General features: G+C 65.1%; 10 protein-coding genes and 2 pseudogenes. 5 read left to right on the top strand and 7 right to left on the bottom strand.

The window, feature by feature from the left end:
• Positions 1 to 173 (bottom strand): annotated as a pseudogene (locus ABYB95_RS08275) (HNH endonuclease); the annotation flags it as partial.
• 225 nt (positions 174 to 398) lie between these two features.
• Between ABYB95_RS08275 and ABYB95_RS08270 the strand changes: the two are divergent.
• From ABYB95_RS08270 to lspA, 3 genes are all read left to right on the top strand, one after another.
• Positions 399 to 1,472 (top strand): bifunctional riboflavin kinase/FAD synthetase, encoded by a 1,074-nt coding sequence (locus ABYB95_RS08270; protein ID WP_372658000.1) that lies wholly within the window; start codon positions 399 to 401, stop codon positions 1,470 to 1,472.
• 134 nt (positions 1,473 to 1,606) lie between these two features.
• Positions 1,607 to 4,543, top strand: coding sequence for an isoleucine--tRNA ligase (gene ileS, locus ABYB95_RS08265; RefSeq protein ID WP_372657999.1), 2,937 nt, complete (start codon positions 1,607 to 1,609; stop codon positions 4,541 to 4,543).
• Positions 4,543 to 5,067 (top strand): signal peptidase II, encoded by a 525-nt coding sequence (gene lspA / locus ABYB95_RS08260; RefSeq protein WP_372657998.1) that lies wholly within the window; start codon positions 4,543 to 4,545, stop codon positions 5,065 to 5,067. The genes ileS and lspA overlap by 1 nt, the downstream gene beginning before the upstream one ends.
• 102 nt (positions 5,068 to 5,169) lie before the next feature.
• Here the strand turns inward: lspA and ABYB95_RS08255 are convergent, their stop codons facing one another.
• From ABYB95_RS08255 to ABYB95_RS08245, 3 genes are read right to left on the bottom strand one after another with little or no spacing between them, the layout of a single operon-like run.
• Positions 5,170 to 5,493, bottom strand: a complete 324-nt coding sequence (locus ABYB95_RS08255) for a rhodanese-like domain-containing protein (protein WP_372657997.1) — start codon at positions 5,491 to 5,493, stop codon at positions 5,170 to 5,172.
• Between the two features lie 2 nt (positions 5,494 to 5,495).
• Positions 5,496 to 6,854, bottom strand: coding sequence for a chromate efflux transporter (gene chrA / locus ABYB95_RS08250; RefSeq protein ID WP_372657996.1), 1,359 nt, complete (start codon positions 6,852 to 6,854; stop codon positions 5,496 to 5,498).
• The gene (locus ABYB95_RS08245; protein WP_372657995.1) at positions 6,851 to 7,792 is read right to left on the bottom strand and encodes a chromate resistance protein ChrB domain-containing protein; all 942 of its coding nucleotides are present in this window, start codon (positions 7,790 to 7,792) and stop codon (positions 6,851 to 6,853) included. Before ABYB95_RS08245 ends, chrA begins: the two co-directional genes overlap by 4 nt.
• Before the next feature lie 138 nt (positions 7,793 to 7,930).
• Between ABYB95_RS08245 and ABYB95_RS08240 the strand changes: the two genes are divergently transcribed.
• On the top strand, positions 7,931 to 9,076 hold the full coding sequence (locus ABYB95_RS08240; protein WP_372657994.1) for an aminotransferase class V-fold PLP-dependent enzyme: 1,146 nt from the start codon (positions 7,931 to 7,933) through the stop codon (positions 9,074 to 9,076).
• 36 nt (positions 9,077 to 9,112) lie between these two features.
• On the opposite strand, the gene ABYB95_RS08235 is transcribed toward ABYB95_RS08240, so the two are convergent.
• Positions 9,113 to 10,105: a quinone oxidoreductase gene (locus ABYB95_RS08235; protein WP_372657993.1), complete on the bottom strand. Its 993-nt coding sequence runs from the start codon at positions 10,103 to 10,105 to the stop codon at positions 9,113 to 9,115.
• Between the two features lie 130 nt (positions 10,106 to 10,235).
• Between ABYB95_RS08235 and ABYB95_RS08230 the strand changes: the two genes are divergently transcribed.
• On the top strand, positions 10,236 to 11,177 hold the full coding sequence (locus ABYB95_RS08230) for a DMT family transporter (protein WP_372657992.1): 942 nt from the start codon (positions 10,236 to 10,238) through the stop codon (positions 11,175 to 11,177).
• A 60-nt stretch (positions 11,178 to 11,237) separates the two neighbouring features.
• Here the strand turns inward: ABYB95_RS08230 and ABYB95_RS08225 are convergent, their stop codons facing one another.
• Complete coding sequence (locus ABYB95_RS08225; RefSeq protein WP_372657991.1) at positions 11,238 to 12,035, bottom strand: SDR family oxidoreductase; 798 nt, start codon at positions 12,033 to 12,035, stop codon at positions 11,238 to 11,240.
• 77 nt (positions 12,036 to 12,112) lie between these two features.
• Positions 12,113 to 12,289, bottom strand: a pseudogene (locus ABYB95_RS08220) (EamA/RhaT family transporter); the annotation flags it as partial.

The following is a 12,289-nucleotide window of genomic DNA, read 5'->3' as shown; positions in this document are numbered from 1 at the left end:
TTGACCGTGATGATGGACTGGCAACCCGTGACCGCGTTGTGCCCACCATGGAACACGGCCACCTCAGCACCCATCTCCCAGCGCACCTCGTCCGCCGCGTAGTGCAAAACGGCTTCCTCAAGACTGATCCACGACTGTGGCAGTCCTTGGGCGGAGAGTTTCAAGACCTTCACAACGGGGCTCCTTGATGCAATGCAACCGGAACAACCCATGCCTGCGGCACAGGGAAAAGGGCAAGCGGGTGCTGGCACGAAGCCTGCTCTTTAGTATGTCAATATAGCAAGCTTTTGTGTCAGGCTCCCACATGGCGCAAGGATATCCTTGCGCAACCAGTGCCACCACCGCCTTTCCGCCACGCACGGAACCCGTCTGCAACGAACCGCACGCTCTCACACCGCATGAAAATCTTCCGAGGACTCTGTACACCGGGCCGGGCGCCCATCAACAGCGGGGGCTGCGCGCTCACCATTGGCAACTTTGACGGTGTGCACCGCGGACACCAGGCAATGCTGGCGCTTCTGAACAACGAGGCCCACCACCGGGGTGTGCCCAGCTGTGTCATGACCTTCGAGCCACACCCACGGGATTTTTTCGCGGCCCTGCACCACAAGCCCGAACTGGCGCCGGCCCGCATCGCCACCTTGCGCGACAAGCTCGAAGAACTGGACCGCTGTGGCGTCGATCAATGCGTGGTCCTGCCCTTCAACGCCCGGCTGGCCGGCCAAGCGCCACAGGCTTTCATCGAAGACATTCTGGTGCGGGCGCTGGGCGTTAAGTATGTGCTGGTCGGTGACGACTTCCGCTTCGGCGCCCAGCGGGCTGGCGATTACGCCATGCTCGACCAGGCCGGCGGACGCCTGGGCTTTGACGTGGCGCGCATGCAAAGCTACGAGGTGCACGGGCTTCGCGTCTCCAGTTCGGCGGTGCGCGAGGCGCTGGGCGCCGGACGCATGGACGACGTCGCCGCCCTGCTGGGCAGGCCGTACAGCGTCAGCGGCCATGTGGTGCACGGACGCAAACTCGGTCGTGAACTGGGCGCCAGCACCCCCGGCCTGGGCGATGGCTTTCGCACCCTCAATCTGCGTTTTGCCCATTGGAAACCAGCGGCCAGCGGCATCTTTGCGGTGCATGTGCACGGCTTGGGCCCAGATGCCGATTCGCCGCCGCTACCGGGTGTGGCCAATCTGGGCGTGCGCCCCTCGCTGGATCCGGACGATGTGAACGGCGGGCGCGTGCTGTTGGAAACCCATTGCCTGGAATGGCCTGAGGCCTTGGCACGCCAACTGCCGGGTGGCGAGGCCTACGGTAAAATTGTGCGCGTGGAACTGCTGCACAAACTGCACGACGAACTGAAATACGACAGTCTGGACGCCCTGACCCAGGGCATCGCCAAAGACTGCGCCGATGCGCGTGCGTTTTTTGCCTCCCTGCACGCGCAGACCCACCGCCAGACCACACGCGACCGAATTTAACGCCCGCGCGCACCCGGTCGCCGCCCCTCGACGGGCTCAGGGCGATCGGTTCCCCCTTGTCAGTCACCCGCGCCAGCGTCCGGGCTGAGCCTGTCGAAGCCCCAAGGCCTTTTGCCCCATTCCGAGCCGCACACATGTCTGAAAACCGCCCTACCGGCAAAGCGCCCAGCAAACCCGAAGCCCCCAGCAGCGCCTACCGCGCCACGCTGAACATGCCCGACACGCCGTTTCCCATGCGCGGCGACCTGCCCAAGCGCGAGCCCGCCTGGGTCAAAGCCTGGGACGAACAAGGCCTGTACAAACGCCTGCGGGTGGCGCGCGCCGGTCAGCCCAAATTCATCCTGCACGACGGCCCGCCCTACGCCAACGGCCAGTTGCACATCGGCCACGCGGTCAACAAGATTCTCAAGGACATGATCGTCAAGGCGCGCCAGCTGAAAGGCCTGGACGCGCAATACATCCCGGGTTGGGACTGCCACGGCTTGCCGATCGAAAACGCGATCGAAAAACTGCACGGCCGCAACCTGCCGCGCGACGAGATGCAGGCCAAGAGCCGTGCCTTCGCCACCGAGCAGATCGCGCAGCAGATGGTGGACTTCAAGCGGCTGGGCGTGCTCGGCCAGTGGGACAAGCCCTACCGCACCATGGACTTTGAAACCGAAGCCAACGAAATCCGCGCTTTCAAGCGCGTGATGGAGCGTGGCTTTGTCTACCGCGGACTCAAGCCGGTGTACTGGTGTTTCGACTGCGGCTCTTCGCTGGCCGAGTTCGAGATCGAATACGCCGACAAAAAGAGCGACACGCTGGACGTGGCCTTTGAGGCGGACGACCTATCGGCGCTGTTTACGGCATTTGAAATCAGCGGTTCGGCCGAACACACGGCCCAGCGCCTGCTCGGCAAATCCGCCTTCGCCGTGATCTGGACCACCACCGCCTGGACGATTCCCGCCAACCAGGCGCTCAATGTCCACCCCGAATTGACCTATGCGCTGGTGGACACCCCGAGCGGCCTGCTGGTGCTGGCCGAGTCGCTGGTTGAAAAATGCCTGGAACGCTTCGGGCTCACCGGCAGGGTGCTGGCGACCACCACGGGCGAAAAACTGGGCGGCCTGAATTTCCGCCATCCGCTGTTCGATGTGGATGCGGGCTACCGCCGCCTCTCGCCGGTCTATCTGGCCGACTACGTGAGCGCCGACGACGGCACCGGTATCGTGCACTCGGCGCCGGCCTATGGCGTAGACGATTTCAACTCCTGCGTGAGCCACGGCCTGGCCATCGACGACATCCTGAATCCGGTGCAAGGCAATGGCCGCTACGCCGAAGAGTTGCCGCTGTTCGGTGGCTTGAACATCTGGAAAGCCTGTCCCCAAATCATCGAGACGCTGCGTGAAAACAAGCGCCTGATGGCGACGCAGGCCATCACCCACAGCTACCCGCATTGCTGGCGCCACAAGACACCGGTGATCTACCGGGCCGCTGCCCAGTGGTTTGTGCGCATGGACGAAGGCGAAGGCGTGTTCACGGTCGACAAAGCGCCGCAAACCCTGCGCCAGACCGCGCTCGCCGCCATCGAACAAACCCGTTTTTACCCGGAAAACGGCAAAACCCGCCTGCGCGACATGATCGCCAACCGGCCCGACTGGTGCATCAGCCGCCAGCGCAGCTGGGGCGTGCCCCTGCCCTTTCTGCTGCACGTGGACAGCGCCGAGCTGCACCCGCGCACGCCCGAGATCATCGATCTGGCCGCCAGCGTGGTCGCAGAAGGCGGCATCGAGGCCTGGAGCAAGCTCACCGTGTCCGACATCCTGCAACGGCTGGACGACCAGACCGATGCGGCGCAATACACCAAGAGCACCGACATTCTGGAGGTGTGGTTCGACTCCGGCACCACCCACACCACGGTGCTGCGCGGCAGCCACGGCGAACGCGACGGCCAGGGCTTGCTGGCGCACGCGCACGACGATGGTGGCCCCGAGGCCGATCTGTACCTGGAAGGCCACGACCAGCACCGAGGCTGGTTCCACAGCTCTTTGCTCACCGCCGCCGCCATGTACGGGCGCGCGCCCTACCGCGGCCTGCTCACCCACGGCTTCACCGTGGACGGCCAGGGTCGCAAGATGAGCAAGAGCGTGGGCAATGTGGTGGCGCCACAAGAGATCAGCAACAAGATGGGGGCCGAGATCATCCGCCTGTGGTGCGCCGCCACCGACTATTCGGGCGACCTGGGCATCGACGAAAAAATCCTGGCGCGTGTGGTCGACGCCTACCGCCGCATCCGCAACACGCTGCGCTTTCTGATGGCCAACGTGAGCGATTTCGACCCCGCCCAAGACACCGTGGCGATGGAAGACATGCTGGAGATCGACCGCTACGCCCTGGCGCGCGCGGCGCAGTTCCAGGCCGAGGTGTTGGCGCACTACGAGGTGTACGAATTCCACCCGGTGGTGTCCAAGCTGCAGGTGTATTGCTCGGAAGACCTGGGCGCGTTCTACCTGGACGTGCTGAAAGACCGGCTCTACACCACCGCGCCCAAAAGCCTGGCGCGGCGCAGCGCACAAACCGCGCTGCACCAGATCACCCACGCCATGCTGCGCTGGATGGCGCCGTTTCTTTCGTTCACTGCCGAAGAGGCCTGGACCATTTTTGGCGACTCGGATTCGATCTTCTTCGAAACCTACGCCGAACTGCCGGGCGCGGACCAACGTTTGCTGGACCAGTGGTCGCGCATCCGTGAAATCCGCGAGGCCGTGAACAAGGAGATCGAAACCGTGCGCGAAGCGGGCCAGTTGGGCTCCTCGCTGCAGGCCAACATCGAACTCACCGTGCCTGTGGCAGACCATGTGTTGCTGCAAGCGCTGGGCGAGGACTTGAAGTTCATCTTCATCACCTCGTCGGTGCGGCTGCAACAGGGCGAAGCCCTGGCGGTCAAGGTGCGGCCGGCGACGGCGGCCAAGTGCGAGCGCTGCTGGCACTACCGGGAGGATGTGGGCGTGGACGCCACGCACCCCACGCTGTGCGGTCGCTGCACCAGCAATCTTTACGGCGCGGGTGAAACCCGGCTCATCGCCTGATGGCCCGCACGACCAAGGTGTTTGGCAAGAGCGCCAGCCTCTGGCCCTGGCTGGGTCTGGCGCTGGCCGTGCTGCTGCTGGACCAGTTCACCAAAGTGCTGATCCTGGGCTACTACCAGTTGGGTGACGCCACCTACGTCACCTCCTTTTTCAATGTGGTCCGCGCCCACAACAGCGGCGCGGCGTTTTCTTTTCTCGCCGGTGCGGGCGGCTGGCAGCGCTGGTTCTTCACCGCCGTGGGGCTGGGCGCGGCGGTCTTCATCGTCTGGATGCTGCGTTCGCACCCCGGTCAGAAGCTGTTTGCGTTTGCGCTGGCCTGCATCCTGGGCGGCGCCATCGGCAATGTGCTCGACCGCCTGCAGCACGGTTATGTGGTCGACTTCCTGGACTTCCACTGGGCTTCGCTGGCCGGCATTTTCCCCGGCGGCCATTTCCCGGCGTTCAACGTCGCCGATGCCGGCATCAGCATCGGCGCGGTCTGCCTGATCCTGGACGAAATCCTGCGCGTCAAGCGCAGCCGCTAAGCGCCTGCCCTTCGACCAGCTCAGGACGGTCGGGAGGCAGGGCCTTCGACGGGCTCAGGGCGAACGGTTCGTATTTCATGGGGCCGCATCATCGGCGCCACATCACGCGCCCAGCGTTTCGGTGGCCAGGCCCGCCGCCTGCCAGGCGGCCAAGCCGCCTTCAAGGTAATGGACATCGCGGCCCATGACCTTCAGGGCGGTGGCCAGCCCCTGGCTGATTTCGCGCCCATGCGCGCAGTACACCACCACGGGCCTGTCCTGGGCGGTGTTGTCTTTCCAATCCAGCCAGAGCGCCGGGTCCAGCCACCGCGCACCCGCAATACCCCGGGGTTCGGCGGCGCGCGCAGCGGCTCGGCGCAGGTCCAGCAATTCAATCGATCGGCGCTGCTGCAACCACTGCTGCAATTCGTTGGCAGTCATACCCATGGTCAAGCTCCTGAAAACAAGCCATACCAGGCCAGGCCAAGGACGGCGCACAGGGCGATCACTTCCATCACATGGCGTTTGAACCGGAACAAGGCCACACCCGCGATCACCGCCAGCACCAGCGAGGGCATGTCCAGACCCGCGCCCAGACCTTGTGGCCAAAAAACGTGCTGCGCAAAAAACAGCGCCAGGCTCAGGATCACGCCCACCACCGCCGCCGTGATGGCGGTCAGCGGGGCGGTGAACTTCAGCTTGCCGTGGGTCGATTCCACCAGCGGACCGCCGGCCAGAATGAACAGGAACGAGGGCAAAAAGGTGAACCAGGTGACGATGCTGGCCGCCGCCGCACCGGCCAGGAACAAGGCGTCGGGCCCGAACAACGCCTTCGCGTAACCCCCGACAAAGCCCACGAATGCGACCACCATGATCAACGGCCCCGGTGTGGTCTCGCCCAGCGCCAGGCCATCGATCATTTGCGGCGCGCTCAACCAGCCGTAGTGGCCCACCGCGCCTTGGTACACATAGGGCAGCACGGCGTAGGCGCCACCAAAGGTGAGCAAAGCCGCCTTGGTGAAAAACCAGGCCATTTGTGTGAAGGTGTGCGCCCAGCCCAGGAACCCGGCGAGCAGCCCCATGGGCAACAGCCACAGGGCCAGGCCCACCAGCAACACCCGCAGCAAGCGGCTCCAGCGGAACACGGCGTGATCGGGTGTGGGCGTGTGGTCGTCGATCAAGGCACCCAGCGGCGCGCTGCTGGCGGGGCCATGTGCCGCGCCAGCGCTGCTGAAATAGCTGGGCGCCCACCGCCCACCCGCATAGCCCACCAGACCCGCCGCGACCACGATGAGCGGGAAAGGCAGTTGCAGCACCGCCAGCGCCAGGAACGCCAGCGCCGCAATGCCCCACAACACCCGGTTCTTCAGCGCCCGGGTGCCGATGCGGTGCGCCGCGTGCAGCACCACCGCCACCACCGCTGGTTTGATGCCCCCAAACAGCGCAGCCACCAGCGGCACATCGCCCCAGACGAGATAGACCCAGGACAACACGATCAGAATCAGCAACGAGGGCAATACGAACAACAGCCCGGCCACCAGACCGCCCACGGTGCGGTGCATCAGCCAGCCGATGTAGGTGGCGAGCTGTTGCGCCTCTGGCCCGGGCAGCAACATGCAGTAGTTGAGCGCGTGCAGAAAGCGCCGCTCCGAGATCCAGCGCCGCCGCTCCACCAGCTCCTGGTGCATGATCGCGATCTGCCCGGCCGGGCCGCCAAAGCTGATGAAACCCAGCTTGAGCCAGAACAGCAGCGCGTCGCGAAAGCGCACAGTCTGGGGCGCGGGGGGCGTGTCGGCTGGGGAATTCATGGCTGGTTCGGCGCCTGTGAAAAGCTGGCCAAAAGGCCATCAAAAATACCGCCAGCAACCGCCAGCAGTTCGTCGTCGTCGGGCAGCAGGCTGTGCAGGCCTTGCAGCACACCGGCCACGCCCGCGGCTTCGGGCGGTTGCACACCGCCCACATCGAGAAAATGCACCAGCGCCCCCACTTGTGCCAGCGCCGCCTGTTCCAACCCAAAGCTGGCCAGCAGCACTTCAAAGGTCACCTGATGGCCCTGGTGGGTAAACGTGGCCCTATCGAAATCGAAACCCACGGCGTCGGGCGGGCAATCGCCCGGTGCCGCCCGCCACAGAAACCGGGCCTGGAGGTCGATGAAGCGCCGGATCAACCAGGCGCTGGCGAGGCGGTCGATGCGGGGGCGCCGCCGGGTGGCCCAGCGACGGTTCTGAAAATCCTCAAGGCGACAGGCTTGCGGCGCGCGCGCCTCCATATGGGGTTCGTCGGGCGATTGCGCGCGCTGGATCGCCTGGTCCAGCGCCTGCCAGGCGTCCTGCGCCTGGCGCATCGCTTCGCCGGGGAAAAAGTCCAGCGCCACCAGGCCCTCCAGCTGTTTGTGCAGTTTGCGCGCCTGCTTCTGGGTTTCGGGCCAGGTGGTGGCGCTCAGGCCTTCGCGGGCCAGCCGCATGCTGTTCAGCAAAGGCGCGTAGTCGTCGGAGCGGTCGAACAAGGCGGCGAACGATTCCCCTGCCGGTTCTTCGACCCGCATCAACCTTGCCGTGCCGCCGCCCGCCCGCACATCGTCGGCCACCTGGCTCAGCGTCTCCTGGCAAGTCGGGCGGTCGGGCATCAGATAGACGCCGTCGCGCAACACCGCAGCACCCTGGTTTTTCAGCGTGCGCCAGGCGCGCATGCGCACCGTGGCGTTTTCGGTCGGCAAACTCAGCACCAGAATCCATCCATAAATCATGTAGTGAATTCTACATATTTATCTCATACGCTACATATTTTCTATCCACCCCGGTGATGCCAGGGACACCACCGCGCCCGGTATCCGGGCCTTGGGGCTGTGCTACGCTGATTCTTTGCTGAACAAATAGGAGACCCCATGCCCGGACTGCTGCCCCACGTCGACCCAGACGGTTTGTTGGAGTTTTCGGTGGTCTACACCGACCGCGCGCTCAACCACATGTCGAAACGCTTCCAGGGCGTGATGAACGACATCTCCCGCATGCTCAAGAGCGTGTACGGCGCCCATTCGGCGGTGCTGGTACCGGGCAGCGGCACGTTTGGCATGGAGTCGGTGGCGCGCCAGTTCGCCGCCGACAAGCAGGTGCTGGTGATCCGCAACGGCTGGTTCAGCTACCGCTGGACGCAGATTTTTGACATGGGCCGCATTCCCGCTGGCCACACCGTTCTGAAAGCCCAGCGCGAGAACGGGCTTGCGCAAGCGCCCTGGGCACCCGCGCCGATCAAAGACGTGGTGCAAGCCATCGCGCGCGAAAAGCCGGCCCTGGTGTTCGCGCCGCACGTGGAAACCGCCTCCGGCATGATGTTGCCCGACACCTATCTGAAGGCCGTGGCCGACGCGGTACACGCGGTCGGTGGCCTGTTCGTGCTGGACTGCATCGCCTCGGGTGCGATGTGGGTCAACATGAAAAACACCGGTGTGGACGTGCTGATCAGCGCGCCACAAAAAGGCTGGAGCAGCTCGCCCTGCTGCGCCATGGTGATGCTGAGCGAGCGCGCCCGCCAAGCCATCGACGCCACGCAGAGCAGCAGCTTTGCGATGGATTTGAAGAAGTGGCTGCAAATCATGGAAGCCTACGAAGGCGGTGGCCACGCCTACCACGCCACCCTGCCCACCGACGCCCTGCTGCGTCTGCGCGACACCATGCTGGAAACCGAGGCCTACGGTTTTGACAAAGTGCGCGAGGAACAAATGGCACTGGGCCAGCAAGTGCGCGCCCTCTTGAAGGCGAGTGGCTTTCCCAGCGTGGCCGCGGCCGGCTTTGAAGCGCCGGGTGTGGTGGTGAGCTACACCACCGACCCGGACATCCAGTCCAGCAAGAAATTCCTGGCTGCGGGTCTGCAAGCCGCCGCCGGTGTGCCGCTGCAATGCGACGAACCGGCCGACTTCAAGACCTTTCGCATCGGTCTGTTCGGCCTGGACAAGTGGCACGACGTGCCGGGCACATTGACAAACCTCAAGGCCGCACTGGCCGAGTTGGCGCCGGCCACCGCCATCGCCTGAACGGGGCAGCGGCGGGCAGCGCCAGGGCGCGCGCGTTCAGAGGGTCAAAACGGTACAGCCGGTGGTGGCGCGGGCTTCCAGGCTGCGGTGCGCCGCCTGCACGTCGGTGAGCGCAAAGCGCTGGTCGATGCGGATCTTCACTTGGCCACCCACCACCACGGCAAACAAATCGTCGGCCATGGCCTGGGTGCGTTCGCGGCTGCTGATGTGGGTGAACAAGGTCTGGCGCGTCACGTAGATGGAGCCCTTGGGCCCAAGCATGCCGGGGGCAAACGGGGCTACCGGGCCGGACGCGTTGCCAAAGCTCACCATCAGGCCAAAGGGCTTCAGGCAATCGAGCGATTGATCGAAGGTGTCTTTGCCCACCGAGTCGTACACCACCTTCACGCCCTGGCCGCCGGTGATCTCTTTCACCCGTGCCGCGAAGTTTTCGCTGCGGTAATTGATGGTGAACTCGGCACCATGCTCCTGCGCCAGCGCACATTTTTCGGCCGAACCGGCGGTGCCGATCAAGCGCAGGCCCAGGGCCTTGGCCCACTGGCAGGCGATCAAGCCCACGCCACCGGCGGCGGCGTGGAACAACACAAAGTCGCCCGCCTCCAGGCCCTCAACCGGGCGGCAACGTTTGAGCAAATACTGCGCAGTCAGACCTTTGAGCATCATGGCGGCACCGGTTTCAAAGTCGATGGCGTCGGGCAGCTGGCACACGTTCATGGCCGGCATCACCCGCACATCGCTGTAGCTGCCAGGCGGGTTGGCGGCGTAGGCGGCGCGGTCGCCCACCTTCAGATGCGTCACGCCCTCGCCCACCGCCTCGATCACACCAGCGCCTTCCATGCCCAGGGCCAGCGGCATGGTGCCGGGGTAGAGGCCGCTGCGCTGGTACACGTCGATGAAGTTCAGACCCACGGCGTGGTGGCGGATGCGCACCTGGCCCGGGCCGGGTTCGCCCACTTCCACGGTGTCGATCACAAGTTCTTCGGGGCCACCGTGTTGGTGGATGCGCACGGCGCGGCTGCTGGTGGTCATGGAAATCTCCTCTTTTTGGATGGACGGGTCAACAGCCGACATGCTGCCATGAAACCCCCGCCGCGCTGTGGGCTCTGGCCGGTGACCCCGCGCCAGTGCCGGGCATGGCCACCTTGCTACAGTGCAGGCCATGCCCCTCAGCCACAGCCAGCGCCTCACGCCTTCCACCATTCTTCTGCTCCTGATCCCGCCGCTCATGTGGGCCGGCAACGCCGTGGTGGGTCGGCTGATGCACGGTGTGGTGCCGCCCTTCACGCTCAATTTTTTGCGCTGGGCGCTGGCCTTTTTGTTGCTGCTGCCTTTCGCGAGCTGGGTGCTGCGACCGGGCAGCGGTTTCAGAAAAAACTGGCGCCACTTCGCCTTGCTCGGCCTGCTGGGCGTGGGCAGCTACAACTCTTTGCAATACATGGCGCTCACCACGTCCACCCCCATCAACGTGACGCTGGTGGCCGCGTGCACGCCGGTGTGGATGCTTCTGATAGGTCGCGTGTTGTATGGCGTGCCCATTTCCCGCCAGGCCGCCTTGAGTGCGGCGCTCTCGCTCAGCGGCGTGGCCGTGGTGCTCTCGCATGGCAACTTGACGCAATTGCTGGCGGTGCAACTGGTGCCGGGCGACGCCTGGATGCTGCTGGCCACCTTGGTCTGGGCCGGATACAGCTGGCAGTTGGCGCTGCCACGGCCCGGCGCCGAACTGGCCCACATCCGCGCCGACTGGGCCGCCTTTTTGCTGGCGCAGATCGCCATGGGCCTGCTGTGGTCGGGTCTCTCCACCGGTGGCGAATGGCTGCTTCTGCCTGCGGTCGACGCCAACGGCAGCAGCCCCATCACCTGGGGCTGGCCGCTGGCGGCCGCTCTGGTGTTTGTGGCCATCGGCCCTTCGCTGCTGGCCTACCGGTGCTGGGGCGCGGGCGTGGCCCGTGTCGGCCCCACCATCGCGGGTTTCTTCTCCAACCTCACACCGCTGTTTGCCGCCCTGTTGTCGGCCACCTTGTTGGGCGAAATGCCCCACCTGTACCACGCGATGGGATTTGCGCTGATCGTGGGCGGCATCCTGGTTTCATCACGGAAATAGGACCCGCACCGCACCGCAGCGGTTGGCGCCGATACGCCAAGCCGCCACAGGCTCAGAACGTCAGAACGCGCCCGGGTACGCCCCGCCATCCGCCAGCACGTTCTGGCCAGTGATGTAGCCCGCGTGGGCGCTGCACAGAAAGGCGCAGATGGCGCCGAACTCTGCGGGCTGGCCAAAGCGGCGAGCGGGAATGGTCTGGCGCCGGGCTTCGGCAATCGCGTCCTGGCTTTTGCCGCTCTTCTCGCTTGCCCCGGCGATCACCGCCTTGAGACGGTCGGTATCGAAAGCGCCGGGCAGCAGGTTGTTGATGGTCACACCTTGCGCCGCCAACGGGCTGCGCGAAAGCCCCGCGATGAAGCCGGAAAGCCCGCTGCGCGCGCCATTGGACAAACCCAGAATGTCGATGGGTGCCTTCACCGCACTGGAAGTGATGTTGACGATGCGGCCAAAACCGCGCTGCGCCATGCCGTCCACCGTGGCCTTGATGAGTTCGATCGGCGTGAGCATATTGGCGTCCAGCGCCTTGACCCAGGCCTCGCGGTCCCAGGCGCGAAAGTCGCCCGGCGGCGGCCCACCCGCGTTGGTCACCAGCATGTCAAACGCCGTGCCCGGCCCACCGGCCACCGACAGCGCTGCCGCCCGGCCGCCTTCGCTGGTGATATCGCCAGCAGCGGTGAGCACCTGCACGCCCGGCGCGTCCTGGCGGATCGCCGCCGCAGCGGCCTCCAGCGCGCCCACACCGCGCGCCACCAGCACCAGGTTCACCCCCTCTGCCGCCAGCGCCTGCGCGCAGCCCAATCCCAGCCCTTTGCTGGCGCCGCAAACCAACGCCCATTTGCCTTTGATGCCCATGTCCATGTGTGAATCTCCTGTGCTGAAAAAAATGAACCGGCGCCTGCGCACCGGGAAAAAATTTGAAGCCGCGTCCAACTGCGCTATTTGCCCACCGGTGGTGGCAGTGTGCGCTGGCCAAACCGGGTGACCATGAACACGCCGCCCATCACCAGTACGGTACCGACCAAAATCCAGCCGTTGAACGGCTCGCCCAGAATCAGCACGCCCATCAGAATGGTGGACATGGGACCGATCATGCCGGTCTGGGCCGCCAGGCC

Origin of the sequence: Hydrogenophaga sp., from assembly GCF_041633695.1 — a bacterium.
Taxonomy (GTDB): domain Bacteria; phylum Pseudomonadota; class Gammaproteobacteria; order Burkholderiales; family Burkholderiaceae_C; genus Hydrogenophaga.
This window is presented reverse-complemented; position numbering and strand designations above follow the sequence as displayed.